The sequence below is a fragment of the Nitratireductor aquimarinus genome (genome assembly GCF_017255295.1).
Classification (GTDB): domain Bacteria; phylum Pseudomonadota; class Alphaproteobacteria; order Rhizobiales; family Rhizobiaceae; genus Nitratireductor; species Nitratireductor aquimarinus.
Genome location: NZ_JAFKDE010000002.1, coordinates 494,241 through 520,044, shown reverse-complemented (window position 1 = coordinate 520,044; position 25,804 = coordinate 494,241). Strand labels below are relative to the sequence as shown.

General features: G+C 63.0%; 25 protein-coding genes. 8 read left to right on the top strand and 17 right to left on the bottom strand.

Features of this window, described 5'->3' with window-relative positions; all coding sequences use genetic code 11:
• Positions 1–40 precede the first annotated feature (40 nt).
• The 4 genes from JYP46_RS02830 to JYP46_RS02815 are packed head-to-tail and all read right to left on the bottom strand — an operon-like array spanning position 41 to position 5,925.
• Complete coding sequence (locus JYP46_RS02830) at positions 41–1,351, bottom strand: glycosyltransferase family 4 protein (protein WP_206547208.1); 1,311 nt, start codon at positions 1,349–1,351, stop codon at positions 41–43.
• Between the two features lie 9 nt (positions 1,352–1,360).
• Positions 1,361–2,284, bottom strand: coding sequence for a glycosyltransferase family 2 protein (locus tag JYP46_RS02825; RefSeq protein WP_206547207.1), 924 nt, complete (start codon positions 2,282–2,284; stop codon positions 1,361–1,363).
• A complete protein-coding gene (locus tag JYP46_RS02820; protein WP_206547206.1) occupies positions 2,274–4,538 on the bottom strand; it encodes a GumC family protein in 2,265 nt (754 codons plus the stop codon). The genes JYP46_RS02825 and JYP46_RS02820 overlap by 11 nt, the downstream gene beginning before the upstream one ends.
• Positions 4,539–4,584: 46 nt before the next feature.
• Positions 4,585–5,925, bottom strand: coding sequence for a polysaccharide biosynthesis/export family protein (locus JYP46_RS02815; protein ID WP_222473828.1), 1,341 nt, complete (start codon positions 5,923–5,925; stop codon positions 4,585–4,587).
• 337 nt (positions 5,926–6,262) lie between these two features.
• Between JYP46_RS02815 and JYP46_RS02810 the strand changes: the two genes are divergently transcribed.
• The 6 genes from JYP46_RS02810 to JYP46_RS02785 all read left to right on the top strand — a co-directional run bounded on the left by JYP46_RS02810 (position 6,263) and on the right by JYP46_RS02785 (position 11,540).
• Positions 6,263–7,462, top strand: coding sequence for a glycosyltransferase (locus tag JYP46_RS02810; protein WP_206547205.1), 1,200 nt, complete (start codon positions 6,263–6,265; stop codon positions 7,460–7,462).
• Positions 7,463–7,469: 7 nt separating this feature from the next.
• Positions 7,470–7,850 (top strand): hypothetical protein, encoded by a 381-nt coding sequence (locus JYP46_RS02805; RefSeq protein ID WP_206547204.1) that lies wholly within the window; start codon positions 7,470–7,472, stop codon positions 7,848–7,850.
• A gap of 468 nt (positions 7,851–8,318) precedes the next feature.
• Positions 8,319–9,308 carry a hypothetical protein gene (locus tag JYP46_RS02800; RefSeq protein ID WP_206547203.1) on the top strand — a complete coding sequence of 330 codons (990 nt, stop codon included), beginning with the start codon at positions 8,319–8,321 and terminating at the stop codon, positions 9,306–9,308.
• Between the two features lie 119 nt (positions 9,309–9,427).
• A complete protein-coding gene (gene panB / locus JYP46_RS02795; RefSeq protein WP_206547202.1) occupies positions 9,428–10,273 on the top strand; it encodes a 3-methyl-2-oxobutanoate hydroxymethyltransferase in 846 nt (281 codons plus the stop codon).
• A complete protein-coding gene (gene panC, locus JYP46_RS02790) occupies positions 10,270–11,127 on the top strand; it encodes a pantoate--beta-alanine ligase (protein ID WP_206547201.1) in 858 nt (285 codons plus the stop codon). Before panB ends, panC begins: the two co-directional genes overlap by 4 nt.
• Before the next feature lie 173 nt (positions 11,128–11,300).
• A complete protein-coding gene (locus JYP46_RS02785) occupies positions 11,301–11,540 on the top strand; it encodes a hypothetical protein (RefSeq protein ID WP_206545789.1) in 240 nt (79 codons plus the stop codon).
• A 40-nt stretch (positions 11,541–11,580) separates the two neighbouring features.
• On the opposite strand, the gene JYP46_RS02780 is transcribed toward JYP46_RS02785, so the two are convergent.
• The 11 genes from JYP46_RS02780 to katA all read right to left on the bottom strand — a co-directional run bounded on the left by JYP46_RS02780 (position 11,581) and on the right by katA (position 21,901).
• Positions 11,581–11,943 carry a potassium channel family protein gene (locus JYP46_RS02780; protein WP_206547200.1) on the bottom strand — a complete coding sequence of 121 codons (363 nt, stop codon included), beginning with the start codon at positions 11,941–11,943 and terminating at the stop codon, positions 11,581–11,583.
• Between the two features lie 2 nt (positions 11,944–11,945).
• Positions 11,946–13,028, bottom strand: coding sequence for an AI-2E family transporter (locus JYP46_RS02775; RefSeq protein ID WP_206545788.1), 1,083 nt, complete (start codon positions 13,026–13,028; stop codon positions 11,946–11,948).
• Entirely contained in the window at positions 13,012–13,524 is a 513-nt protein-coding gene (locus JYP46_RS02770) for an HdeD family acid-resistance protein (protein WP_113154446.1), read from the bottom strand. The genes JYP46_RS02775 and JYP46_RS02770 overlap by 17 nt, the downstream gene beginning before the upstream one ends.
• A gap of 10 nt (positions 13,525–13,534) precedes the next feature.
• Positions 13,535–14,053 carry an HdeD family acid-resistance protein gene (locus tag JYP46_RS02765; RefSeq protein ID WP_222473826.1) on the bottom strand — a complete coding sequence of 173 codons (519 nt, stop codon included), beginning with the start codon at positions 14,051–14,053 and terminating at the stop codon, positions 13,535–13,537.
• A gap of 20 nt (positions 14,054–14,073) precedes the next feature.
• Positions 14,074–15,621 (bottom strand): phospholipase D family protein, encoded by a 1,548-nt coding sequence (locus tag JYP46_RS02760; RefSeq protein WP_210346551.1) that lies wholly within the window; start codon positions 15,619–15,621, stop codon positions 14,074–14,076.
• 157 nt (positions 15,622–15,778) lie between these two features.
• A complete protein-coding gene (locus tag JYP46_RS02755; protein ID WP_206547198.1) occupies positions 15,779–16,141 on the bottom strand; it encodes an ArsC family reductase in 363 nt (120 codons plus the stop codon).
• A gap of 7 nt (positions 16,142–16,148) precedes the next feature.
• Entirely contained in the window at positions 16,149–17,711 is a 1,563-nt protein-coding gene (guaA, locus tag JYP46_RS02750) for a glutamine-hydrolyzing GMP synthase (RefSeq protein ID WP_206545786.1), read from the bottom strand.
• Positions 17,712–17,836: 125 nt separating this feature from the next.
• Positions 17,837–18,478: a 5'-methylthioadenosine/S-adenosylhomocysteine nucleosidase gene (locus JYP46_RS02745; RefSeq protein WP_206547197.1), complete on the bottom strand. Its 642-nt coding sequence runs from the start codon at positions 18,476–18,478 to the stop codon at positions 17,837–17,839.
• Positions 18,475–18,942 (bottom strand): PaaI family thioesterase, encoded by a 468-nt coding sequence (locus JYP46_RS02740; protein WP_113154440.1) that lies wholly within the window; start codon positions 18,940–18,942, stop codon positions 18,475–18,477. The genes JYP46_RS02745 and JYP46_RS02740 overlap by 4 nt, the downstream gene beginning before the upstream one ends.
• A 34-nt stretch (positions 18,943–18,976) precedes the next feature.
• Positions 18,977–20,263 (bottom strand): RsmB/NOP family class I SAM-dependent RNA methyltransferase, encoded by a 1,287-nt coding sequence (locus tag JYP46_RS02735; RefSeq protein ID WP_206547196.1) that lies wholly within the window; start codon positions 20,261–20,263, stop codon positions 18,977–18,979.
• A gap of 132 nt (positions 20,264–20,395) precedes the next feature.
• Positions 20,396–21,901, bottom strand: a complete 1,506-nt coding sequence (gene katA / locus JYP46_RS02730) for a catalase KatA (RefSeq protein ID WP_206547195.1) — start codon at positions 21,899–21,901, stop codon at positions 20,396–20,398.
• 140 nt (positions 21,902–22,041) lie between these two features.
• On the opposite strand from katA, the gene JYP46_RS02725 reads away from it, so the two are divergent.
• Positions 22,042–22,953 (top strand): hydrogen peroxide-inducible genes activator, encoded by a 912-nt coding sequence (locus JYP46_RS02725; protein WP_113154437.1) that lies wholly within the window; start codon positions 22,042–22,044, stop codon positions 22,951–22,953.
• 3 nt (positions 22,954–22,956) lie between these two features.
• On the opposite strand, the gene JYP46_RS02720 is transcribed toward JYP46_RS02725, so the two are convergent.
• Positions 22,957–23,370 carry an MAPEG family protein gene (locus JYP46_RS02720; RefSeq protein WP_113154436.1) on the bottom strand — a complete coding sequence of 138 codons (414 nt, stop codon included), beginning with the start codon at positions 23,368–23,370 and terminating at the stop codon, positions 22,957–22,959.
• 95 nt (positions 23,371–23,465) lie between these two features.
• Between JYP46_RS02720 and JYP46_RS02715 the strand changes: the two genes are divergently transcribed.
• A complete protein-coding gene (locus JYP46_RS02715; RefSeq protein WP_206545781.1) occupies positions 23,466–24,146 on the top strand; it encodes an MIP/aquaporin family protein in 681 nt (226 codons plus the stop codon).
• Positions 24,147–24,202: 56 nt separating this feature from the next.
• On the opposite strand, the gene guaB is transcribed toward JYP46_RS02715, so the two are convergent.
• Positions 24,203–25,705: an IMP dehydrogenase gene (gene guaB, locus JYP46_RS02710; protein WP_206547194.1), complete on the bottom strand. Its 1,503-nt coding sequence runs from the start codon at positions 25,703–25,705 to the stop codon at positions 24,203–24,205.
• Positions 25,706–25,804: the final 99 nt, after the last annotated feature.

Here is a 25,804-nt window from a genome sequence, read left to right as displayed (position 1 = left end):
ATCGGCATCATTTGAGTTGCTGGGCGGCTGGCCAAAAGCATTAGCGCTCCAGACTTGTGCGATGGAGGGAACGCCCTGTTTCGGTTGCGGCGGCCTTTGCACGCGTGGCCCGCAGAATGCGGCGTCCGTGCTCTGCACTGGCGCGCTCCAGCACGCTGCCATAAAGCGCAAGCAGCGCTGAAAGCCATGTCTGCGCCGTGTTGGCGATGAGCGGCGCGACGGCAAGCGCATCGTCGCTCATCGCCGCGACCAGCCCGTCATCATCGGCAAGCCGGCGCAGTGTGGCGGCCAGCGCCTCGATGCCGCCGGTCGGGAAGGTGAAGGCCGCGCCCGCCTGCGTCAGCTCCCGACCCAGAAGCGCGTGGCCGGGCAGCACGACCGGAATGCCGCTGCCCACCGCTTCGAGCGCCGCCAGCCCGAACGGCTCGGGCACACGCGAGGAAATGACCACGCAGCGCGCAGTGCGCATCAGCTCCGCGATGCGGGCGCGGTTGCACCAGCCGTGCAGCGTGACTTCCGGATAGCGGTTTTCAAGAACGGTGCGCCCTGCCCCTTCGCCGATGACGTGAAACGGGACGCCGGCCAGACGGGCAGCCTGTGCCGCGTCTTCAAAGCCCTTTTCCGGTTCCAGCCGCCCGACAAAGAAGAAATCACGCATCGCCTGCGGCCGCGCGCCCGACCGCAGGAAGGGCTCGACCGGGTTGCGGATGGTCACCATGAGGCTGTCGTCGATGCCCGAACGGGCAAAGTAATCCCGCATCGCCTCATGCACGAGAACGATATTGGCCGGCTGGCTGTGAAGCGCGAAGAAGCGTTGCATCATCATATGCCGTGCCGAGCGCCAGGCCTTTTGATGAAAGCCGCGCTTGTCGCATTGCGTGGTCAGGCAGCGCAGCGACATGGGCGCAAGCTTGCATACCGACGCCATCGGGTAGTTGATGAAGCCGCCATTCGGGCAGGCCAGAAAATAGTCATGCGCATGCAGCACGACACGCCCGCGCACCGGCATCAGCGCGCGGAAAATGGAGGGTGACAGGATCTTCGACCACCCATGCACGTGATAGATGGTCGAGGGTCGGTCGTGTGCCTCGATCCAGCCTCTGAGTGCGGCATGGGCGTTGCGGTTGTAGAGCCCGCCGGCAAAGGCCGCGATCCGCCCGCGCTCCACGAGCGGCCTGTCGCCCAGATGCACCGCGTCTGGCTGGCCTGCCTGCGCAGGACTGTCGCCGGCAAAGAAGGTGACCGGCACGCCGGCCTCGCGCAACAGGCGCGCGGACAGGCACGAAAGGTTGGATGCGCCGCCGATCTCGGCTGACCTGTCATTGATGATGACGACACGTCCCGGACGCATGGCTGGCTCCTATTCCAGAACGGTGACGTTTTGCGGCGCAAGCCGGCCACGCACGAGATCCGCCAGCGCGCGCATATTGCCCGAGAGCCGGCCACGCCGGTCCACCCAGGGTTCTGGCCGGAAGATCTTCACCGTGTTGGCGACAAGATTGCGCATGATCTGCGGCGCGGCATGGCGCGGGCTCATGGTCTTCTTGCGCATCAGATAGACAGGGTTGGCGATCTGCGAATAGCCAAGCCGGATGCCCGATGTGCGCCCCGTCTTGGTGCCCAGATGCACCCCGCGCAGCCTTTGTGAGCGCACGATGCGCCCATGGCGCGCAAGCTGCCGGCTGAAATCCACATCCTCCAGCCAGCCATAAAGCGGCAGGTTTTCATCAAACCGCAGCCCGTAGCCACGCACCGTCGACATGCGAACGGCCATGTTGCAGCCATAGCCGTTATAGACCGGCTGCTCGCCGCCGCGCGGCGGCGCGTCCGACCGGGTGCGGATGATCCGCAGCCCGTCTTCCAGCGGGATTCCCGGCCCCAGAATGCCGTCGGCATCCACCGTTCCCGTGCTCATGACCACATCCGGATATTCCCGGAAGATGCGCACAGTCTCTTCCACATAGGAGGGGGCGACGAGGAAATCGTCATCCAGAAAGAGCAGAATGTCGGCCTTACCGACGCATTCAAGAATGCGGTTTCGCTGCCGGCAGAGCCCGCGCTCCGAGAACACCACGCGGGTTCGCCCGGAAAGTGCGCCAAGCGCGCCAAGTGCGGCGGGATCGACGTCATCATCGGCAGCCGCGCAAATGACGATCTCGTCGACCGGCTGCGACTGGTGCAGAAGATGCGGCAGGACAGAATGAAGGATCGGCCGTCGGCCAGTGGTCGCAATGCCCACGGCCACCCGATAGTGCATGTGTCGATGAAACCGTTCAAACGCCATGACGCTCTCCCGCTCCAACCGTGTTTCTGCTGGAAGGTCGCCACCACTGCCCCGATTTGCGCTTGTTGAAGACCACGCCCAGAATGCCGACGCGCGACTTGCCGAAGGTGGAAAGCGCATTCGCAAGCCACTCCACCGTCATGTTGCGGCGATTGCCGAGCACGAGAAGAATGCCGTCGACATAGGCGCTCGCCGCGCGCGCATCGGCAGACGTTGCGAAGGTCGAGAGGTCGACGATGATCACGTCATAGTCGTGCCTGAGCTCTTCCAGCTTCTTCTTCAGCGCCGGCAGATGGCCGAAGCGGTGCCCCGGATGCGCGGCCTTTCGGATCTGATCGACGGTCAGGACGGGAAGGATCGGCGCTTCATCGTGACGGACCTGCTTGTCGCCCTTGCGCTTGCCGTCGGCAGGCGTGTCCAATTCCAGATCGTCGCTAAAGATCGCAAGCCCTGCTTTCGGGCCTGCACTGGCGGCCTGAATGCTGAGATAGGGCTTTTTGAAATTGGCGTCGACCAGCACCACCCGCAGCCCTTCATTGGCGTAGAGCTGGCCGAGATTGGCCGCGATGGTGCTCTTGCCCTCGCCGCCACCGACCGATGTGAGGCCGACGACGATCGGCCCACCTGCAGGAAAGGCCGCGTCAATGGAGCTTTTCACGCCGCGCAGCGCCTCGGAGAAACCCGAATAGGGCGCATCCAGAACGAAGCGCAGCGCGCCCTTGCTGCCGGGGGCCTGGAACCGCGTGAAGGGCACATAGCCGAGCGTGGGCAGGCCCAGTTCGCGCCCCAGCCGCTCGCCGGAGCTGATGCGACGGTCGAGCACGTCGCGCAGCCCCGCAAGCCCCAGCCCGCCGGCAAAGCCAAGCATCAGCGCCATCGGCATGATGAGGGTCGTCTTCGGCCAGTTCTTCGCGAGCGGCGGCGTGGCCGCCGTCACCATGCGCGCATCACCAATCGGGAAGGACTGTTTCTGCAATGTGCTGATGAGCTGCTGGAGAACGCTTTCATACATGCGGCGATAGGTGGTCGCGCGGCTTTCAAGCTCCGTCAGCTCGACCCGTGCGAGGTTCTTTTCCGACACATTGCCCTTGATCGCATCGAGCTGCTTCTGAAGAAGCTGTTCGCGCGCCTCAGCCGTGTCGAGATTGGACTTGTAGACCCCCTGAATGCGCACCAGCTCGGTGGTGATGAGACCTTCAAGACGCGCGATCTCGGCCTTCGCCGCAAGCGTCGGCTCACTTTCTGCGCCATAGCGTGTCTGCTGCGCCTCAAGCCGGGTGCGGGCGGCGCCTAATTCGCTGCGCAGCCGGTTGATCTCGGTGTTGTTCAACGCCTCGCCGACATAGCTGTCCGGCAGTTCACCGGCGAGCATGCGGTTGATCGTGGCAAGCCGCGCGGCCTCACCCGCTTTTGCCGCCTGTGCGGACAGCAACTGGCTGCTGATCTCGGTGAGCTGCTGCTGATCGAGACCGGACGCGCCCACCTGTGCGATGTCGTTGCGGTTTCTGTATTCCTCGGCGCTGAGTGCGGCCTCATGCGCCTGCTGGCCGACCTCGACCAGCCGGTCCTCGATCCATTGCGCGCCCCGCGCGATGATCTGCGATTTCGCGTCGAGGCTCGACTGCATATAGGTGTTGGCAATGGCGTTGGCCGCCCGCGCCGCCTTGACCGGATCGGTGGAGGTGTAGCCGATCTCAAGCACATAGGACTGACCCACACGCCGAACCGAAACGCGCCCGAGGAAACCCGCCATGGTGCGGCGCATGATGTCTTCTTCATCGGGTTCGCCCGCGGCCGCAGCGCCTTCATCCCCCTGATCGAACACCGATAACAGGGAGGAGATCGCACCGCGCACCGCAGACCGCCATGAAGAGCTGGTCTGTATCTCCGGATCTTCGGTCAGGTTGAGCTGCTTGATCACCGAGCGGGCGATGGCCTCCGACTTGACGATCTCCACCTCGCTGGCGATTTCCGCCGTCTCGATGATGATGGTGCCGGTGGAAGCATCCTGCGACGCGATGCGGGCCTGTTCGCGGTCGATCACGATGCGCGCGATGGAGGTGTAGGTGGGCTGGGTCTTGGCGATGTAGAGCGCACCAAGCGCAAGCCCCGCCGCCGAGGCCAGCGCGAGGATGAAGAAATGCCGGCGCAGAAACGCCCATATGTCGCGGAATGAAATGTAGTCCTGTTGCTGCCGGCTTTCCCTGGACGCCATGTCCGTCCCGGTCAGCTTTCTGATTTCCTGCACCACCATGTCCTGTCCCGCCCCGTCTTGTAGCGCCGCCTGAAGGCACGGCGATCTAGCGCGACTGCGCCTGCATGATTCCGTTTTCCAGCGAAGCGCGCGGCGTTGCGGCGCGCAGCAGATCGAGCTGCACGTCAAGAACGTCGCCCGGCTCCAGACGCGTCGTCTCGCTTGCCTCGACCCGCATTGCCTGATCACCGCCACGCAGCACGCTGAAGCGCAGCGGCTGCTGTTCCACCGCGCGCTCACCGCGCCGCAGGAGCGAAGCGCCCGTTGCCTGAAGAAGCTGCTCCGTTACCCCGCGACGCAGTTCCAGATCGTCGATTTCCAGATTGACCTTCTGCAGTTCCGCGCCGATTTCGGTGCGCCGCACGCCTTCAAGGCTGAGCGCGTCGCGCTCGGTCTCGCTCAGCCGCTGCTGCGCGCGCATCGAGGCGACCGCCAGATCAAGGCGGCTTGCCTGCAGATCCGCCACGATGCGTTCAAGCCCGGTTTCGCGCGATTTCGTGACCGTGCCCTTCTTGACGAGCTGGGCCACATTGCCGAGTTCGTCCTGGGCGATCTGGATCTGCCGGTCCTGCGCGACCATCTTCTCGTCGAGGATTTTGATCTCCTCGCGGAAGAGCGTTCCAAGCTCCGAAAGCGAATTGTGTTGACGCTGATAGGCGTTGCGCCGGGCCTCGAAGATGGCCTGCTCGTCCCGCACGAACTGGGCTGCATGACCCGCCAGCGGACGGCCCTGCAACGCCGTCTCGAAATCGACCTCGGCGTTCTCGACCAGCTCCGCCTCAAGGCGCGCACGGCGTGTTGAAAGCTGGAGAAGCTGAAGATCGATGCGGCCGATCTCGCCGGCGTAACGGATCTGTTCAAGCTCCGAATAGCCGCCGGACTGGTCGGATCTGCGCACCCGCCCGCCCGCCATGGCGAGCGCCTGCAGCACGCTGAGCCCCGGTTTGAACTCGAACTCGCCCGGCCGCTCCACGCTGCCGGTGACGAACACGGATGGATACCGCACCACCTCCACCGTGGTGTCGGGCGGCGCGAGAAGACCGGTCTTTTCCTGAAGCGCCGCCGCAATCTCTCCGGCCAGCGCCTGCGGTGTCCGGCCTTCGGCCTCCATCGGACCGACCAGCGGCAGCGCAATGCGGCCCGAAGGCGAAATCGCATATTCGCCATTGAGCGCCGTCCATTCGCGATATTCGCCCTGCGCCTCCACCCACTCGACCACCGCAATCTTCACCCGCGTCTGCGGCAGGAGCCGAAACTCCTCGGAAGCGCGGGAAGGAGTGCCCGGCACGAGAAGCAGAAGGGAAGCGAGGAGAAGCATGAGGGCCGCGATTGTGCGCCCCGACAGATGGTCGGTGGAGACTGTGCACTTGATGCTGCGCTGCTTCATCCTGCCCGTTCCGAATAGATGCGGTTCTGGATTGATACGGTTCCGGGGAAGACGCGAGACCTCCTCCCCCGCCGTCGATCATCGGGCGAAACGGCGTCAGGTAAATTCGGTTGAAATGCTGTGCGGCTAGTTCCTTTCGGCTAGGGCGTCTAAGCCCATTGGGCTTTTGAGGCAGAGCGGGCAGCCTCGCCCCTTTGCAACCGTCCGATCGGATGATGACCTAGCCCGTTTGCGCGTGGCGCTCCCTCGTTCAGACATGCCTTAAACCGTATTGTCGGCGTGCCCGCGCGCGCGCTTTCACAGCAATATCCCGGAAGACAAATCCGGGAGGAGCACCGTGCGCGTCGCCATTGTCCATTACTGGCTGGTCTCCATGCGTGGAGGCGAAAAGGTCGTCGAAGCCCTGTGCGACATGTACCCCGATGCGGACATTTTCACGCTGGTCTATGACGAGAGCCGGGTTTCGGAGAAGATCCGGCGGCACCGGGTCATCCCCTCGTTTTTGCAGAAAATCCCGGGCTCGCGTCGCCACTACCAGTCGCTTCTGCCGCTGATGCCCTTTGCGCTGGAGAGCCTTGATGTGTCCGGCTACGATCTGGTGATTTCCAGTGAATCCGGCCCGGCCAAGGGCATCACGCCGGGGCCGCAGGCTACCCATGTCTGCTATTGTCACTCGCCCATGCGCTATGTGTGGGATCACTATCATTTCTACCGCGCCAATGCCGGGCCGCTGGCCCGCCTCATGATGCCGTGGATCGCGCCGGCGCTGCGCACCTGGGATGTCACCACCGCCGCGCGCGTGGACGCATTTGTCGCCAATTCGCGCCATGTGGCCGACCGGATCGGGAAATACTATCGGCGCCGCGCAACCGTGCTCAATCCACCGGTGAGCGTCGATGATTTCGCGCCGGCTGCAAATCTTGGCGATCACTATCTCGTTGCCGGCCAGCTCGTCGGCTACAAGCGGGTGGATCTGGCCGTGCGCGCCTTCACCACGATGGGGCGCAAGCTCGTCGTCATCGGCGAAGGGCCGGAGACAGAGGCGCTGAAACGGCTTGCCGGTCCCACGATCACATTCCTCGGCCGCGCCCCCTTCCCGCAACTGAAGGAGATGCTGGCGACCTGTCGGGCGCTCGTTTTTCCCGGCACCGAGGATTTCGGCATCGTGCCCGTGGAAGCGATGGCGAGCGGCAGACCCGTGATCGCCCATGCCAGTGGCGGCGTGCTCGATTCCATCGTGCCCGACCGCACCGGCCTTCTGTTCGAAGAACAGTCCGAGGCCGGGCTGATCGACGCCGTGCATCGTTTCGAAGCGATGGAGAGCGCATTCCGGCCAGACCTGATCCGCCAGCATGCCGAACGCTTCAGCGACACGCATTTCAAGGCGCGCCTCCAGCAGATCATCGATGACGAGATCGCACGGCGAAAGCCCGCGCCCGTTTCGCCGATGCCGGCGCGACGCCCGCGCACACCGCTGCACCCAAGGCTTGCCGGCGTGAAGATGCAACGGGACACCCATTTGAGAAACGGAGCGTGACGGGACCATGTTTTCAGCTCTGCGCATACGCAACACAGAGCCCGACCGGGACAGCGATGCGGCGCGGTTCGCGCAGCTTCTTGCAAACCTCGAGGAACTCGAGGCGGCTTTGCGGCACGAGCGACAGGGCCTCAAGGAACGCTGCGAGCGCGTGGCGGCCACTGCCGCCTTTGCGCAGGAGCGTTTCGAGGACCACCCCCGTGAGGCACGGCTCTCCACGCAGATCGATGACATGACCTGCGCTATGAAAACCTACACGCGGCGCATGGCGGCGCTGCAACGCCAGATCGGCCTTGTCGGGCAGCTTCGGCTGATGGCGCAGAGCTTTGTCGCCGACCATGACGAGACACCGTCCTACACGCTGACGCGCCCAGAACTGCGCCACTGAACCGGCGCCAAAGCCATGCCTTTCAAAATGATTAGAGGAGAACCGCCGATACGCTGACAAGATGAAAGGCATAAGACCTAAGCGCAGGGGATTTGCACCAACGTTCTATCTGCACGGCGCGCGCGGGCTTTTATGATTTCAGGCAGTTGCAGGCATTGCACAACACAAGTCATTGGGTGTTAAGCCACCGCCTTCATTGAGGTTTTCAGGGAGGCTTTCAGGCTTGACGCATTAGATAAACGAGGCTCCGGATCGTCACGCCGAGGCAATGGCGAGGGATGTCTCCCGGTTCAAACGGAGAGGAGCGAACCGGGGGAGTGGGAGGATATGCGAAACGATGGCAGTGAGCCGGTGTCGGCCAACCAGGCACCGGACGGCGGACCAGGAAAGGTCGGTGAACCGGGCAGAATTCTCATGACAAGCAGTGGCAGTTCAGAACGCGCAACTCAACAAACCGACACAGCCGACATGCTCGCGCTCATCGAAGAGAACATTCGCACCTTCGAGCTGAGCCTGTCGGGAATGCGCGTTGTGGTTCCCGTCGACAACGGGCTTCTGGCCGCCACCGCCACCATCGCACTCATGGCCGGGGCGAGCGCCGTCACCGCCATCACCCCGCCCGCCACGCGGTTCCAGCCCGCAGAAGAAGCAGCCGACGCAACGCGTGCGCTGGCCGAAGCAGCCGGACTTGCAGACGCCCTCTCCATTGAAGAGCGCATTGACGACGAGACCTGTCGAACCACCAACATTCTGGTGAACGGCCCATCCATTCGCCCCATCACAAGGTCCCTGATCGAGCGCATGCACGAACACTCGGTCGTGGCGCTTCTCCACGAAGCATGGATGACGCTGACCGGCGAGGTGGATGTGGAAGCCTGTCTGGAACACGAGGTGCTCATTTCCGCCGTCAATGAATCCCACCCCCTCGTGGGCGGCAGGGAATACCAGAGCGCGCTTTGCCAGGCGCTTTTCAGGGATGCCGAAATTCCGCTGGAGGATGCGGACATCGTGCTCATCTGTGACAATCCCCTCTCCGACAATCTGGAACAGGGCCTGCGCCGGGCCGGTGCGCAGGTGGCTGTCGTGGCCCACGCCAACCAGATATTCGAACACAGCTGGGACGCCATCCTTCTTGCCAAGCGGCCGCATGACGAACCCCGGCTGGGCATTCAGGATCTCGGCTGGATCGCCAAGAGCGCTCCCAATGCAACGGTGATCCAGTATTGGGGCGATGTGGACCGGAAGGCGGCGCGCTACTTCGAACTGAAGGTCTGGCCGCAGCGCACGCCTGGCAAGGGACAATGGGGCCTGCCGCTTGATACGCTCGGCCCCAGTCCGATGCTGCGGCGCATCACAGGTGGCCTGAAAGCGGCCCAGACCGTGCTCGCCGGCCAACCGATCGCACCGGGTGATCTGGCGCAAACCCTTACATCTACCGACATTTTCAATGGCGATTGACATTCGCCAATCTGCGCCTCACGCCTTCGCAACTGCGAAAAACTGTGTCATATCCCTGTCGCTATCGCACGGATGCGACCCTTTCCGGATCGTCTGGCGAAAGCGAAGGGAGGAGTATATTGAGCGCCACCGCAAGAATTGCGGCTCTCACGCCGCCTGACATTCTGGCGAGAAAGGGGGGCGAACCGCTCGTCTGCCTCACCGCCTACACCACGCCCCTCGCCCGCATCGTGGACCGGCATTGCGACATCGTCCTTGTCGGCGACAGCGTGGGCATGGTTCTTCACGGTCTGCCAAGCACGCTCGGTGTCACTCTCGACATGATGATCATGCACGGGAAGGCCGTGCGGCGGGGCGTGGAACGCGCTCTGCTCGTGGTCGACATGCCCTTCGGCTCCTACGAGGAGTCGCCGGAGCAGGCCTTTCGCAATGCCGCCCGCATCATGGCCGAAACGGGCTGTTCCGCCGTCAAGCTGGAGGGCGGTGAGACGATGGAAAGGACCATCCGCTTCCTCACCCGCCACGGCATTCCCGTCATGGGGCATATCGGCCTGACCCCGCAGGCGGTGAACAGTTTCGGCGGCTACAAGGTGCAGGGGCGCGGCGATGACGCCTTCCACATTCTGCGTGACGCGGAAGCCGTGGCGGACGCCGGCGCGTTTTCCGTGGTGCTGGAGAAGGTCCCGGCCGCACTTGCCGACCGGATCACCGCCACCACCCCCATCCCCACGATCGGTATCGGCGCATCCGCGTCCTGCGACGGCCAGATCCTCGTCGTCGACGACATGCTCGGGATGTTCGATACGTTCCGGCCGAAATTCGTGAAGCGGTTCGCAGAGCTCGGCCAGACGGCGGATGAAGCCATTGCCGACTATGCGCGCGATGTGCGCGCAAGGCGCTTCCCCGCCGCCGAACATGTTTTCTCCGACACCGTCCCGGCGCTCCACAAGGGAAAGACCGAATGAGCCTCAGCATTCTCCGCACCGTTGCCGATCTGCGCGACCGGGTTCAGACGTGGCGGCGCGCCGGCGAGCGCGTAGCGGTGGTGCCCACCATGGGGGCGCTGCACGAAGGCCATCTGAGCCTGGTGCGGGCCGGCAGGGAGCGCGCGGAACGCGTGATCGTGACGCTCTTCGTCAATCCCAAACAGTTCAACAACGCATCGGATCTGGCAGCCTATCCGCGCACCGAGGCTGACGACGCGGCGAAGCTTGCGCCGTTCGGCGTCGATGTTCTGTTCGCGCCCGGCGTTGAGGAAATGTATGGCAACGGCTTCGCCACTACCGTTTCGGTCTCCGGCGTCAGCGAGGGCCTGTGCGGTGCGCACCGCCCCGGACATTTCGACGGCGTCGCCACCGTGGTCAGCAAGCTTCTGCTGCAAAGCGGCGCGGACTGCGCGCTCTTCGGCGAAAAGGATTTTCAGCAGCTTCTGGTGGTGCGCCGGCTTGTCGCCGACCTCAACATCCCGACAGAGATAATCGGCTGCCCGACCGTGCGCGAGGCCGACGGGCTTGCCCTCTCGTCGCGCAATGTGCGCCTGACGCCGGAAGAACGCCGCACGGCCCCCGCCATCGCCAATGTCCTGCGGGAGACCGCCGAACGTCTCGCCTCGGGCATGGCGGCCGCGCCGGTTCTTGAGGAGGCGCGTTCGGCACTGGAAGCTGCCGGTTTCGACCGTGTCGAATATTTCGACCTGAGGGACGCCGAAACCCTGCTTCCGATCGAGCGCGTCGATCAACCCGCAAGGCTGCTCGCCGCCGCCTGGCTGGGTGAAACACGCCTCATCGACAATCTGCCGGTGATACCTCTGGGGAATTGAAGACCGGCTTTTGCTGATACGGATTTTGCAACAGCGATTCCGTCACAGCTGCGTGATTTTCAATCCCAACCACTTGATTTCACAGTGATCGCCCGCCCTGCGATACTCCGCGCTTCGGCAAGCGTAAGATCGCGTCGAAGTCCGTAAAAATCACCATCTACAGGGAGGTCGTTATGAAAACCCTCATTCTGACGGCATTGGCAACGCTGTTTCTCGCCGCACCTTCAGTCGCCGTGGAACCGATCAAGGGAAGCCTGAATTACGAAACCAGCATGTCAACGCTGGACAACACCCCTATCGGCTCGGTGACCTTCAATGACTTCTACAACAGGGGTACCCACTACCGTGAAATCTACATCGTCGGTCCGGACCGTCGCCTGAACCTGGTCAACCGCACGGTGGTCAGCGATTGATGCAACATTGTCTGTTTCCCAGCTAAAACGGCCCTGACATTCAGGGCCGTTTTTTTGTGCGCCTTGCCCGCCTTTTCCTGTCCGCCTCGTCTTCATCCTTGAGACGATGGGAGAGGATGGCGGTGGCGACGGTGGTGGCCGTGGCAACGAAGACACCGAGGCCAATCAGCACATAGACGATGGTGAACATCTTGCCTGCAAAGGTTTGCGGGGAGAAGTCTCCATAGCCCACGGTCGAGATGGTGATGACCGAGAAATAGACTGCATCCAGAAAAGACCAGTCTTCAGCCCAGGAATAGAAGATCGCGGCACACAGAACGATGGTGCATGTGAAAGCCATCAGGCTCAGAACATTCCTGTCGGAAAAGGCCGCACGCACCCCCCGCCAGAGTTCCGCGATCATCCTCATTTTTCTTCGCCGTTTTGCAGCACCGCCTGCACGTCTTCGGCAAGAAGGAGTGCAATCGGCCGCGTGCCCTCGAAGTTTGCCAGAATGATTGCAAACATCGAAGTGAGCGGAATGGCCAGAATGGCGCCCGGAATGCCCCACAGGGACGACCAGAGCGCAAGTGACACAAGCACCACGAAAGGCGACATGTTGATCCGCCGCCCGATCATTCGCGGCTCCAGAGAATTGCCGACCCACATCTGCGCACCCGTGAGCAGGATCGCAACAACAACCGTCGTCTGGATCGAACCGAACTGCGCAAGCGTCAGAAGCACGGGGAAGACCACGCCAAGCAGCGACCCCACATAGGGGATGTAGTTCAAGAGGCCGATAAGCACCGCCCAGAACAGCGCAAAATCGACGCCAAACAGCTTGAGGACCGTAAAGGACATGACGCCCAGAATGACGTTCACAAGCGTTTTGACGGTAAGGTATTCGCCGATATTGCGGTTGATGTCGCGCACCATCATATGCGCCTGGCTGGCCCGCTCCTGAGGCAGGACAGCAGCGATCTTGCGCGCAAAGCCGCCACGCTCGGCCATCAGAAAGGTGGAATAGATCACGGCCATGAAGATCACGCCGGCCAGCGAGCCGACCGAGCCGATGCCGACAGCCGCAATCCGCTGCAGGTTGATCCGCCCCCAGAGCGTCTCGATCAGCGTGCTGAGATTGGGAATTTCTTCAATCTCGAAGCGGGCCGATATGCTCTCCAGCATATCCGTCAGGTTCTTCTGGTAGACGGGCAGGCGCGCCATCACCTGCTCTGCCGTGCCGACCAGAACGCTCGCCAGAAGCAGCAGCACCAGAACGAAAATCGCCAGCACAACGCCCCTGAGCGCCCATTCCGGCAACAGGCCGATCAGCGGCACCCGGGCAAGCGCCGCTGTCGCGGTGAGCAGGACATAGACGGAAATGATCGCGATGAAGATCGGCATCAGAACCGATTTCCCGACCACAAGTATCCACCCGATCAGGACCGCCAGTACGACGGCCATGACCAGTGTGGTGAAGGCACGAAGCGGATCAGCCTTTTGGAGCATGTTGTCTCAGACGCAGCGACAGAAGCACGAGTGCAGCGCCGCTTGCGAGCAGTTCGAGTGCAACGATCAGCCCGAAATTGAGGCTGAGGCCCATGAGCACGATCAGGCCGAGAACGGCCGATACGCCGCCCGCCACAAGCAGCGCGGGGAAAACCGTGTCACCGCGCAGGCTGCGCCCCATCCACACCTTGCCGAGGCCCGACGCGAGCAGGAACACACCCAGCAGGACGCGCAGTATGCTGCCATCGCCAAACGGTCCGAACAGAAGCGACACGCCGAGAAAAAGCGCGGCTGCCGCCAGCAACCCTGCGCCGGTCATCGTGCGAACGTCCTTCGCCTTGTAGGCTGCCCAGCCCTGAAGGGCGCCGACGATGACCAGCGCCCAGCCACCCAGCGTGATCGTCAGGTTCGAGGCCGAGTTCAGGTTGAACAGGGCAGCCAGGCCACCGACCAGCGCCACAACGCCGGCCAGGAGCCACAACATCCAGTGCTTCATTTTATCTCTCTCACACTGCCGGGCTTTTGCGGGAAAGCGCCAGCACAATCAGGGACACGCCATTGGAGATCAGTTCCACGGCGAGGAAAATGCCCAGAACGACCAGCGCCGACTGCGGGAAGTTCGCGAGAATCATGCCACCGAGCACCAGCGAGACGATGCCGGCCAGGATCATGATCCAGCGCAGACGCGAATCCGATGCGCCAATGCCCAGGAAAATGCGCATTACGCCCATGGCCAGAAGCATCGCAGCGACCACGAAGGTCAGCGAGACCATGCCGCCGAGCGGGTTCGCGATCAGGCTCACGCCAACGAAAAGCAGCGCCAGCCCCAGCAGGATGGACAGAAGCCGTCCGCCCCACCCCTGATCGTTGAACACCGACAGGATCGTCAGAATGCCCACAACGATAAACACCCAGCCGGCCAGAAGCTCGGCCGTGAGCGTTGCGGCCAATGGATTGGCCAGCGCGATAAAACCACCGACAAGCGAGATAATGCCCGCGAGCAACCACCAGAACCAGTTCTTCATTTTACTCTCCTTGAGGCCGCCTAGAGCAGCCATTCCACCGGCAACCAGCCGATAACAACTGTAGCAATCTGCTGGAACCATGTAGCGCCAGGTTCTTCCTGATAGATTACCGGATCGCCCTGCCGCTTCTCCTCTACCCAGATCATCTTGTTTTCCGGTGTGAGTTCAGGCTGATAGCTTACCAGATCGAGCGGACCATCAAAGCCGGCGCTCACCTGCTGCGCCATGGACGGACTGTCGATCAGGAAACCCATCTCGCAATTCAGCATCGCCGAGCGCGGATCGAAGTTGAACGACCCGATAAAGATGCGCTCGCCATCCATCGAGAAGGTCTTCGCGTGCAGGCTCGCGCCCGAAAGCCCCAGCGGCTTCAACTGGATCGCCGATTCAGGCGTCACCCCGCCACGCAGCTTCAGCTCATAAAGATTGACGCCGGCCTCCAGAAGCTCGCGCCGGTATTTGGCATAGCCGCTGTGAACGAGAAGCACATCCGTGGTGTTGAGCGCGTTGGTCAGGATGTTCACCTGCCTGTCGGTGCGCGCCAGATCCCCGAAATAGGCGGCCCCGATCTTTCCCGGCACGAAATAGGCCGAGATCAGATCAAGCCGCTCGCGCGTTTCGCCGAGAAGCGCGCCCAGCCGCATGATCATGAGTTGATCGCGCGTGGCGATGCCCTGCCCCTTGACTGGATCGTCGGCCACGAGCTGCACATTGGTCCATTCAAGCGCCTCGCCGCCCCCGGCATAACGCGCCGCACTGCTTTCCAGTTCGGCCAGAACCGCGCGGGCTTCCTCGCTGCCCTCCACCTCCGCGACACGCGTCTCGAAGCCGGCCATGTCGCCCGAACCATTGATGACCGTCTCGACGCCGAACACGGAAGCGCTGTTCCAGTATTGATCGAACACGGCCGCCGTCTGCGGCAGCACATGGCCCGTCGCCAGCACGTCCATGTCCACATAGAAGGCGTCGCCGATCTGGAAATATTCATCGCCGATGTTGCGGCCGCCGATAATCGCCGCCGCACCGTCCGCGATCAGTGCCTTGTTGTGCATGCGCCGGTTCATGCGGAAAAAGTCGAACGTATATCCGAAGAGCTTTGGCCGGCGCACCGTGGAAGGATTGAACAGCCGGATATCGAAATTCGGCAGCGTGTTCAGCGCGGCCATGTAGCCGTCGAGCCCCGGCACGCCATTGTCGTCGAGCAGGAGGCGCACCCGCACACCGCGGTCGGCGGCCTCTTTCAGAGCCGCCAGAAGCAGGATGCCGGACGTATCGTCATGCCAGATGTAATATTGCGCATCGATGGAGACTTCGGCCCGCTCGATCAGCGCGAGCCGGCTCGCCAGCGCATCCTTGCCATCGGCCAGCGGAAGAACGCCGGTTTTGCCGGGGTGGCTTGAGGCCCCCTGCGCCATCAACCGCCCCAGCGGTGTGGCGGGATCGACCGCAATCGTCTTTTCCGGCGCGCGATTGGAAATGTCTGGAAGCGGGAACAGCAGGCGCAGAATGATCACCGCCACGGTGGCCGCGATCGCGATGGAAATCAGCGTGAGTATCACCCGCTTCATGCGCAAGGAGCTCCCGGCCGCGTGGATAGAAGCCCCAATGTATCCCAACTATATGAAGAATTGGCAAGAAACCGGCTTTGCGTGTCGAGAAACGGAATGAAAAAGGGGCTCTCGCCGGTGCGGGAGCCCCTCGTCTTTCTCACCGGTGCGCCTTCGTTCAGGAGGCGAAGGCGGTCTCGTAGATTTCGGGCTTGAAGCCAAGGATGCGCTGATCGCCGAGATCCAGAACCGGGCGCTTGATCATGCTGGGCTGCTCCAGCATCAGCTTGACGGCCTTGTCGGCGTCGAGATCCGCCTTGTCCGCATCGGACAGTTTGCGGAACGTCGTGCCGGCGCGGTTGAGAACCTTTTCCCAGCCCAGCTCGCGGACCCAGGCTTCCAGCCGCTCACGGTCGATGCCGGCGGTCTTGTAGTCGTGAAACGCATGCGCAACGTCATGCGCCTCAAGCCAGGACCGCGCCTTCTTCATCGTGTCGCAGTTCTTGATGCCGTAGATCACGACAGGGTTCGAAGCGTTCATGGCCGGATCACTCCCACTCGATGGTGCCAGGCGGCTTGGACGTCACGTCGTAAACGACGCGGTTGATGCCCTTCACCTCGTTGATGATGCGGGTCGCCGCGCGGCCGAGGAATTCCATGTCGTAATGGTAGAAATCGGCGGTCATGCCGTCGACCGACGTTACCGCGCGCAGCGCGCAGACGAACTCATAGGTGCGTCCATCGCCCATAACGCCCACGGTCTGCACCGGCAGAAGCACGGCAAAAGCCTGCCAGATCGCGTCGTAGAGACCGGCCTTGCGGATTTCGTCCAGATAGATCGCATCGGCGGAGCGCAGGATCTCGAGCTTCTCGCGGGTCACGCCGCCGGGGCAGCGGATGGCGAGGCCCGGTCCCGGGAAGGGATGGCGGCCGATGAAGCTGTCGGGCAGGCCGAGCTCCTTGCCGAGCACGCGCACCTCGTCCTTGAAGAGCTCGCGCAGCGGCTCCACCAGGCTCATGTTCATGCGCTCGGGCAGACCGCCTACATTGTGGTGCGACTTGATGGTGACCGAGGGACCACCGGTGAACGAGACGCTCTCGATCACGTCGGGATAAAGCGTGCCCTGCACCAGGAAGTCGGCGCCGCCGAGCTTCTTGGCCTCTTCCTCGAACACTTCGATGAACAGGCGGCCAATGGTCTTGCGCTTCGTCTCCGGGTCGCTCTCGCCTTCCAGAGCGCCGATGAAGCGGTCGGAGGCGTCCACCAGGATGAGCGGGAGATTGTAGTGCTCGCGGAACATGGCGACGACTTCCGCCGCCTCGTTCTTACGCATCAGACCGTGATCGACCAGAATGCAGGTGAGCTGATCGCCAATGGCTTCATGGGTGAGCAGCGCGGCCACGGAGGAATCGACGCCGCCGGAAAGCGCGCAGATCACCTTGCCGTCGCCAACCTGCTTGCGGATGGCGTCGACGGCCTGCTCGCGATAGGCGGCCATCGTCCAGTCGCCCTGAAGGCCGGCAATGTTGTTCACGAAATTCGAAAGAAGCTTCGCGCCATCCGGCGTGTGCACCACTTCGGGGTGGAACTGCACGCCGTAATATTTGCGCTCCTCATTGGCAATGGCCGCGAAGGGCGCGCCCGTGGAGGTGCCGACAACGCGGAAGCCGGGCGGAATGGCCGTCACGCGGTCGCCATGGCTCATCCAAACCTGATGGCGCGTGCCCTTGGCCCAGATGCCTTCGAACAGCGGGCAATCGTCCTCGATTTCGAGGAAGGCGCGACCGAATTCACGGTGATCGCTGCCTTCGACCTTGCCGCCGAGCTGGGCGCACATGGTCTGCTCGCCATAGCAGATGCCGAGCACCGGAAGACCGGAATCGAAGATCACCTGCGGCGCGCGCGGGCTGCCGATATCGACCGTCGAGGCCGGGCTGCCGGAGAGGATGACCGCCTTGGGCGCAAGGCGCTCAAACGCCTCTTCCGCCGACTGGAACGGTGCGATTTCGCAATAGACTCCGGCTTCGCGCACCCGCCGCGCAATGAGCTGCGTGACCTGGCTGCCGAAATCAACGATGAGAACTGTGTCGGGATGGGATGTCGTTTTCATGGCGAGCCTTTAGAGAAAGATACGGGTGGGCGCAAGCGGGCGGGCAAAGTTTTCCCGGTGCCGAAACGCCGCATCCGGGCCTGAAGCGGCTGGTCTGTTTGTACTGAAAATCATGCAGTGCGCCATCACAAAAGCCCCTTGGTGAGGGCTTCTTCCAACTGATCCACGGCCGATGCGAGCTTCTCGTCGATGACGTGCAGATACTCCGTCCAGTCGGCCACGTGCTGCAGTTCGGCAGCGCCATCGGAGATGCCGCGCAGCGCCACCAGACCGAGACCGAAGCGCTGGCAGGCGCGCAGCGCCGCAAACGTCTCCATGTCCACCATCTCGGCGTCGATGGCGTCATAGGCCGCGCCCGAAACGATATTCGCGCCGGTCGAAAGCGTTGCCTCGCGAATGCCGGGAATGCGATGCGGCAGGGGCATGACCGCCGGATGATCGAGGAACGGCGTCACGCCCTTCTCGAAACCGAGCGGCGAGGCATCCATGTCGCGGTAGGACACGGCGGTCGCCTGATAAACCTCGGTCTGCTCCAGCGAGCGGCTGCCGGCCGAGCCAAGCGACACGAGCAGGTCGGGCAACTGCCCTTCCGCGTCAAGCAGCGCAAGCTCGGCGCCCAGAACAACGCCGGCCTCGACCGGGCCGATGCCGGTCATCAGCGGTGTGAAGCGCTTCTTGAGATGCGGGCCATATTCGGCATCCGCCGCCATCACGAAGAGAACGCGCTTGCCGGAGAGGATGGCCGGTTCCACGGGAGCCCGCGTCATCCTTCCAGCCCTTCCCGTCCGACGATGGTCATCATGGTTCCGGTCATGGTGGCGATCAACTTGGCATCTCCTTCAGAAGAATAGGCATAGGCCTGGCCGTCAGCGACAATGATGGTGCGGCCGGGCTTGGTGACCTCGCCGCGAAACAGAAAGCGCTCTCCGCGCCCCGGCGCAAGCAGATTGACCTTGAATTCGATGGTCAGCACCGCAGCATCCACCGGCATCAGCGAAAAGGCGGCATAACCGCAGGCAGAATCGAGCGCTGTCGAAATCACGCCCGCATGCAGAAAGCCGTGCTGCTGGGTCAGCCCTTCGGCATGAGGCATCTCGATCTCGACAATGCCCGGCGTCACGAGCGTCAGCTCCGCGCCGATGGTCTGCATCATCTTCTGGCGGGCAAAGCTTGCGCGCACCCGCGCTTCGACATCCGTGGGATTGGTCTCGTTGGGATTGGTCCCGTTCATAAGCAGACCTCCTGTGCCGCGGTTCCGGCCTCTCTCAGACGCGCTCCAGAGCGGCGAAGTGGAAACCGTCCGTTGCAGTGCGGTGGGGCGAAAGCGCGATGCCGGTCGCCTGGTCTATTCTTGCCCTGGCCGCCTTGCCGGGGAAGTGCCTTTCCCAGAGCGCCTCATGGTCCACCGGGCGAAACGCCGGATTTGCCTCGATGAAGGCCCGGACCTGATCTTCGTTCTCTTCGGCAAAAACCGAGCATGTAATGTAGGCGAGACGACCGCCGGGACGCACGAAACGCGCGGCCTTGGCGAGAATTTCGGCCTGCTCGGCCTGACGCTGTTCCAGCTGTTTCTCGCCCAGCCGCCATTTAGCGTCGGGCCTGCGCCGCCAGGTGCCGGCCCCGGTGCAGGGCGCATCGACCACGACCAGATCGAGCCGTCCCTCGAAGGGCGCAAGGGCAGCCTCATCCGCCACCGCCTGCACATTGCGGCACCCTGCCCGCTTCAGCCGGTCGATGATGGGGGCAAGCCGTTTCCTGTCTGCATCAAATGCATGGATCTGGCCGGTATTGCCCATGGCTGCGGACATGGCGAGCGACTTGCCGCCAGCGCCGGCGCAGAAATCGAGCACCTGCATGCCCGGCGTCGCATCCGTCAGCTCTGCAACGATCTGCGACCCCTCGTCCTGCACTTCGAACCAGCCATCGCGGAAAGCCTGCTCGGACTGCACATTGGGATGCCGCCCCTGCCCTTCGATGGCCGGAACGCGCAGGCCCTGAGGCGCGAGATCGCAGGGCAGCGCACCGGCGCTGGCAAGCGCCTTTGCAACCTGATCACGCGTCGCCCGGAGCGTGTTGGTTCGCATGTCGAGCGGCGGGCGTTCCGAAAGCGCTGCGGCTTCCGCCACCCAGTCGTCACCCCAGGTGCGTTTCAGAAGCGGCTCGCACCATTCAGGGCTTTCCGCACGCACGCCATCGGGCGCGGCATCAAGCGGGTGATCCGCAATGCGGGCAATTTCATCGGTGGAGAGCAGCGGCGGCGCGAAACTGTCTTCCGCCAGCGCGGCGTTGAGCATGTCCGGCGTGCACTCGCCCTGCAAGAGCAGAGCGCCGAAGGCCAGCGCGCGTGGCGTTTCTTCCTGAAAAATCCAGCCGGCAGAGCGTTTGCGGCGCAGCGCATCGTAAACGATGTTGCCGATGGCGGCGCGATCCTTGGAGCCAGCGAAACGGTGGGACAGTCCCCAGTCTCTCAGCGCATCCGCTGCCGGCCTGTATCGCCGGTCGATATCGTCCAGAATCTCAATGGCCGCAGCCAGCCGTCCGCCAAGTCGCATGTCTTACCTTTGCCGGTTACCCGAATGGCGAACAGCTAGCCGCTACAGGCCATTTGCACAAGTGAAACGGGCGTGGATCGCTCCACGCCCGTCACTTATCCCCGGTACTGATCCGAGCCTTTTGCCGGTTTTCTATTCCGCAGCGTGCTGCGGTGTCTTGCCGGTCACCGGAACCGCATTGGCCTCATAGCCGTGCGCTTCCTTCAGCGCCTTGCGCACGCCGTTCCCGTAATCGGGATGCACCTTGTCGAAATGCGCGAGCTGGCGCTCGATGATTTCGCCTGGCACCCCGCCCATGGCGGCGGCGATGTTGGAGAACAGCCGGTTTTTCTCGCCCTCGTCGAAGAGGTTGAAGAGCGCGCGCGGCTGGCCGTAATCATCATTGCCGATGCGGTGGTTATAGCGATCCGCATCGCCCGAGATCCTGAGCGGCGGCTCCTTCGCAGCCGGGCTTTCCACCGGACCGCCAAAGGAATTGGGCTCATAGAATGCATCCGGATTGCCGGTCTTGATGCCGCCGAACGTGTTCATCTCGCCATCACGGTGATAGTGGTGAACCGGGCATTTCGGCTGGTTTACCGGGATCGTCTCATAATGCGTGCCCAGCCGGTAACGGTGCGCATCGGCGTAGGAGAAGATGCGCGCCTGCAGCATCTTGTCCGGCGAGTAGCTGATACCCGGCACGATGTTGGAGGGCGAGAACGCCGCGTTCTCGATCTCGGTGAAGTAGTTGTCCGGGTTGCGGTTCAGCTCCATCACACCGATGTCGATGGGCGGATAGTCCGCGTGCGGCCATACCTTGGTGAGATCGAACGGATTGTACTCGGTCTTCTCCGCATCGGCCTCGGGCATGATCTGCACCTGCACCTTCCACTTGGGGAATTCGCCGCGCTCAATCGTGCCGAACAGAGCTTCCTGATAGCTTTCGCGGGTCTTCCCGACCACCTCTTCAGCCTCGGCATTGGTGTAATGCTTGTGGCCCTGCATGGTCTTGAAGTGGAATTTCACCCAGAAGCGCTCACCCTTGTCGTTCCACAGCGAATAGGTGTGTGAGCCGTAGCCGTTCATGTACATCGGCGCGACCGGCAGGCCGCGGTCGGACATGAGGATGGTCACCTGATGCAGGCTTTCCGGCGACAGCGACCAGAAATCCCACATCGCCGTGGGCGACCGCAGATTGGTGCGCGGGTGACGCTTCTGCGTGTGAATGAAGTCCGGGAATTTCAGCGCATCGCGGACGAAAAAGACGGGCGTGTTGTTGCCCACCAGATCCCAGTTGCCGTCCTCGGTGTAGAATTTGAGTGCAAAGCCGCGCACGTCGCGCTCGGCGTCGGCTGCGCCCGCCTCGCCCGCAACGGTGGAGAAGCGCGCCAGCATCGGCGTTTCAGCGCCCGGCTGCAGCGCCTTGGCGATGGTGTATTTCGAAATGTCGCCGGTGATCTTCAGCACGCCATGCGCGCCCCAGCCCTTGGCGTGCACCACGCGCTCGGGAATGCGTTCGCGGTTCTGGTGCGCAAGCTTTTCGATGAGCTGGTAGTCCTGAAGGAGAACCGGTCCGCGCTCACCCGCAGTCACGGAATTCTGGTTGTCGCTGACGGGGGCGCCAGCGGACGTGGTCATCGTGGGTTTGTCTGCCATGAAAGATACTCCCTTGCTTGCTCTCCGGTGCCTGACCGGTTGCCGGTTGGACTGCGGCATGGCTTGGAACAAATTGAAGGTAGTCACGCCGCCTCATAAATTCCAATTGTCTTTCATATTCGATGCGATAATCTGAAGTTATGATACGCCTCACCATCAGACAGATGCAGTATTTCGAGCGACTGGCCGAAACGCTTCATTTCGGACGCGCGGCCACGAGCTGCGGCGTGACCCAGCCTGCCCTTTCGGCGCAGATTTCTGAAATGGAGGCGCAGCTCGGTTTCAAGCTGTTCGAACGCGGCAGCGGGGCCGTGCGCCTGACCGCCGAGGCTCATACGCTGCTTCCGCGCGTGGTGCGCATTCTCTCCGAGATCCGGGAGCTGGAGGGCGAGGCCCGGCGCGAGCGCCAGGCGCTTGAAGGCCGTTTCCGCCTTGGTGTCATCCCTACGATTGCGCCTTACCTGCTGCCCGAGCTTCTGCCGCTTCTCAAACAGCGGTTTCCCAAACTGCGGCTGGAGGTGCGCGAGGCGGTTACCGAGACGCTGGCCGAGGACACGGCGACCGGCAGGCTCGATGCCATGATCGCGGCGCGGCCCATCAATGACAACCGGTTGCTGCCCGAAGCGCTTTTTGACGACCCCTTCTATCTCGCCGTGCCGAGCGAAGACGCCGAACGCCTTGCCCCGCCCGTGGCGCAGGAGAGCATGGCGCTCGAACGGCTGATGCTTCTGGAAGACGGGCACTGCATGCGCGGACAGGCGCTGGAAATCTGCGGCAAGGTGAAACCGGTCACCATGGAGACCTTTGGCGCAACCAGCCTGACGACGCTTTTGCACATGGTGTCGCATGGGATGGGCGTGACCCTCATACCGCAAATGGCGCGCGCTTCGGCAAAGCTCCTGCCCTCCGTCAGCGTGCTGCCGTTTCTCGCCCCCGGCCCTTCCCGCAGCATATGCCTGGCCGGGCGAAAGTCCAATCCGCGCAAGGCCGATTTCGCGGCCCTGCACGAGGCGATCCTGCAGGCTCACACGGCGCTTCTCGCGCGCGGCTGAACCTCAGATCGCCAGCCGCAGGGCGAGCAGAAGCCACATTGCGCCAAGCGCGAAAAACCCCAGCACAAACAGCGGCTGGCGGTGGCGTATCCTGTTCGACGTAACATGCACATAAGCATGACCACAGCGCGACAGAACGAAGACCCAGGCCAGCGAGACCGCCGCCACGCCGGCGCCCCCGGTCACGAAAAGCGCCAGGCAGACCGCATAAAAGAGCACCGGCAGCTCGAACTGATTGGCCAGATTGTTGCGCACATAGAGGCTTTCCGCCGGCTCATCGCGGTTTTCGCGAAACTGCGAGACCGTGGCGCTGCCGCTTTCCACCGCCTTCTTCCGCCGCATGCCGATCAGCAGATAAACCGCATAGACCAGCGCCACCTGCGCGATCATCGGCCAGAAAATGGCGGTCTGGGACATGGTCTTCCCCCTGTGTGAACTGTGAATCCTGATTTCCCCATCAGCTCCTAAATCCAGAGCCTTTGCAAGGTTGCCCACATTGCAAGGATCGAATCATGAAAGCTTATGCCGCCGAGTGTTTCGGCACGTTCTGCCTCGTCTTTCTGGGCTGTGCGAGCATCATCGCCGGGGGATTCGGCAATCTTCTGCCGCTGGGCGGCATCGGCATCGCCCTGTCATTCGGCGTTGCCGTCATTGCCATGGCCTATGCCATTGGCCCCGTTTCCGGCGCGCATATGAACCCGGCAGTCACCGCCGGCGTTTTTCTTTCGGGGCGCATGCCGGCCCGCGACGTGCTTCCCTACATTCTGGCGCAGATTGTCGGCGGAACGCTCGCCGCAGCAGCCCTCTGGGGCATTGCGCAGGGCAACAACGCGGTCGCTCCCGTTTCACGCGCCGCAAACGGCTGGGAATCCGCCGGACTTTACCCCACACCCACCGCCTTCGCGCTTGAAGCGCTCGGCACCTTCATTTTCGTGACGGTCATTCTGGGGGTAACCGCGAAGAAACACCGCACCGCGCTTTCCGGCATGGTGATCGGACTGACGCTCGCGGTCCTTCACCTGTGCCTCATCCCGGTGACGGGCACGTCCATCAATCCCGCGCGCTCAATCGGCCCCGCCCTGTTTGCCGGCGCGCGCGAGATGAACCAGCTCTGGCTGTTCATCGCCGCACCGCTTACCGGGGCGATCCTCGCCGGCATTCTGGGAAGAACAGGATACCTGGAGCGCGCCTGACGCAATAAAAAAGGGCCTGAGCGGCCCTTTTCCAAACGCGTAGATGCCTGAAGCGCTCACACGCCGCCCGGATAATTCGGGCTTTCACGGGTGATCGTGACGTCATGCGCGTGGCTTTCACGCAGGCCCGCACCGGAGATGCGCACAAAGGTCGCCTTGCGGCGGAACTCTTCCAGATTGGCCGCGCCGACATAACCCATGGCCGCCTTCAGGCCACCGGTGAGCTGGTGCAGAACACCGCCAGCCGGTCCCTTGTAGGGCACCTGGCCTTCAATACCCTCAGGCACGAGCTTCAGCGTATCACGCACTTCCGCCTGGAAGTAACGATCCGCCGACCCGCGCGCCATCGCGCCAACCGAACCCATGCCGCGATATGCCTTGTAGGAACGGCCCTGGTGCAGATAAACCTCGCCCGGGCTTTCATCCGTGCCGGCGAGCAGCGAACCAACCATTGCCGCCGATGCACCGGCGGCAAGCGCCTTGGCGAGATCGCCGGAGAACTTGATGCCGCCATCGGCGATCAGCGAAACGCCCGCCTTGTCCGCCACTTCCACCGCCGACATGATGGCCGAGAGCTGCGGCACGCCCACACCGGCAACGATGCGCGTGGTGCAGATGGAGCCCGGCCCGATGCCGATCTTCACGCCATCCGCACCGGCGTCGATGAGCGCCTGTGTGCCTTCGGCGGTTGCGACGTTACCGGCAATGATGCGCACATTGCTGGAGAGCTTCTTGGCCCGCGCCACTGCGTCGAGCACGCGCTGGGAGTGGCCGTGGGCGGTGTCGATCACCAGAAGGTCGACGCCGGCATCGATCAGGCGCTCGGCGCGCTCGAAACCATCCTCGCCGACACTGGTTGCGGCGGCGGCGCGAAGGCGGCCCTGCGCATCCTTGGAAGCATGGGGGTTGAGCTGCGACTTCTCGATGTCCTTGACGGTGATGAGGCCGACGCAGTTGGACGCGTCATCAACCACGAGAAGTTTTTCGATGCGGTGCTGGTGGAGAAGGCGCTTGGCCTCGTCCTGAGCCACGCCTTCCTGCACGGTGACGAGATCCTGATGCGTCATCAGCTCGCGCACACGCTGCTCGGGATCGGAAGCGAAACGCACGTCGCGGTTTGTCAGGATACCGGCAAGACGACCCGTTGTGTGACCGCCAGCGCCGCCATTCTCGACAACCGGAATGCCCGAAATTCCATGGGCGCGCATCAGCGCCTGCGCCTCGGCCAGCGTTGCGTCAGGGCCGATTGTGATGGGGTTCACCACCATGCCCGACTCGAACTTCTTGACCTGGCGCACTTCCTCGGCCTGCTCGATGGGCGAGAGGTTGCGGTGAATGACGCCGATGCCGCCGGCCTGCGCCATGGCGATGGCGAGGCGCGCTTCCGTCACCGTGTCCATGGCGGCGGAAAGGATCGGAATGTTGAGATCGATGTCGCCGGCAATGCGCGTGCGCACGTCCGTCTGGCCGGGCATCACTTCCGAGTGGCCGGGCTGCAGGAGCACGTCGTCGAAAGTAAGCGCCTCGGCGCCGGTTGCAGTCTCGATGATTTTAGCCATGGCCGACCCTTTGGAATAAGAGGACACGCGACCTCGCCACTCAAAAGCAAGGCCTCGTCTGTGTGATTCCCTTTCAGGATTGGCGCTGGCTGGTACCAC

Bases quoted from the DNA above. Each gene is read 5' to 3' on its own strand.
- JYP46_RS02830 (WP_206547208.1), bottom strand. From the start codon at position 1,351: ATGCGTCCGGGACGTGTCGTCATCATCAATGACAGGTCAGCCGAGATC.
- JYP46_RS02825 (WP_206547207.1), bottom strand. From the start codon at position 2,284: ATGGCGTTTGAACGGTTTCATCGACACATGCACTATCGGGTGGCCGTG.
- JYP46_RS02820 (WP_206547206.1), bottom strand. From the start codon at position 4,538: ATGGTGGTGCAGGAAATCAGAAAGCTGACCGGGACGGACATGGCGTCC.
- JYP46_RS02815 (WP_222473828.1), bottom strand. From the start codon at position 5,925: ATGAAGCAGCGCAGCATCAAGTGCACAGTCTCCACCGACCATCTGTCG.
- JYP46_RS02805 (WP_206547204.1), top strand. From the start codon at position 7,470: ATGTTTTCAGCTCTGCGCATACGCAACACAGAGCCCGACCGGGACAGC.
- JYP46_RS02800 (WP_206547203.1), top strand. From the start codon at position 8,319: ATGCTCGCGCTCATCGAAGAGAACATTCGCACCTTCGAGCTGAGCCTG.
- panC (WP_206547201.1), top strand. From the start codon at position 10,270: ATGAGCCTCAGCATTCTCCGCACCGTTGCCGATCTGCGCGACCGGGTT.
- JYP46_RS02785 (WP_206545789.1), top strand. From the start codon at position 11,301: ATGAAAACCCTCATTCTGACGGCATTGGCAACGCTGTTTCTCGCCGCA.
- JYP46_RS02780 (WP_206547200.1), bottom strand. From the start codon at position 11,943: ATGATCGCGGAACTCTGGCGGGGGGTGCGTGCGGCCTTTTCCGACAGG.
- JYP46_RS02775 (WP_206545788.1), bottom strand. From the start codon at position 13,028: ATGCTCCAAAAGGCTGATCCGCTTCGTGCCTTCACCACACTGGTCATG.
- JYP46_RS02770 (WP_113154446.1), bottom strand. From the start codon at position 13,524: ATGAAGCACTGGATGTTGTGGCTCCTGGCCGGCGTTGTGGCGCTGGTC.
- JYP46_RS02765 (WP_222473826.1), bottom strand. From the start codon at position 14,053: ATGAAGAACTGGTTCTGGTGGTTGCTCGCGGGCATTATCTCGCTTGTC.
- JYP46_RS02760 (WP_210346551.1), bottom strand. From the start codon at position 15,621: ATGAAGCGGGTGATACTCACGCTGATTTCCATCGCGATCGCGGCCACC.
- JYP46_RS02755 (WP_206547198.1), bottom strand. From the start codon at position 16,141: ATGAACGCTTCGAACCCTGTCGTGATCTACGGCATCAAGAACTGCGAC.
- guaA (WP_206545786.1), bottom strand. From the start codon at position 17,711: ATGAAAACGACATCCCATCCCGACACAGTTCTCATCGTTGATTTCGGC.
- JYP46_RS02745 (WP_206547197.1), bottom strand. From the start codon at position 18,478: ATGACGCGGGCTCCCGTGGAACCGGCCATCCTCTCCGGCAAGCGCGTT.
- JYP46_RS02740 (WP_113154440.1), bottom strand. From the start codon at position 18,942: ATGAACGGGACCAATCCCAACGAGACCAATCCCACGGATGTCGAAGCG.
- JYP46_RS02735 (WP_206547196.1), bottom strand. From the start codon at position 20,263: ATGCGACTTGGCGGACGGCTGGCTGCGGCCATTGAGATTCTGGACGAT.
- katA (WP_206547195.1), bottom strand. From the start codon at position 21,901: ATGGCAGACAAACCCACGATGACCACGTCCGCTGGCGCCCCCGTCAGC.
- JYP46_RS02725 (WP_113154437.1), top strand. From the start codon at position 22,042: ATGATACGCCTCACCATCAGACAGATGCAGTATTTCGAGCGACTGGCC.
- JYP46_RS02720 (WP_113154436.1), bottom strand. From the start codon at position 23,370: ATGTCCCAGACCGCCATTTTCTGGCCGATGATCGCGCAGGTGGCGCTG.
- JYP46_RS02715 (WP_206545781.1), top strand. From the start codon at position 23,466: ATGAAAGCTTATGCCGCCGAGTGTTTCGGCACGTTCTGCCTCGTCTTT.
- guaB (WP_206547194.1), bottom strand. From the start codon at position 25,705: ATGGCTAAAATCATCGAGACTGCAACCGGCGCCGAGGCGCTTACTTTC.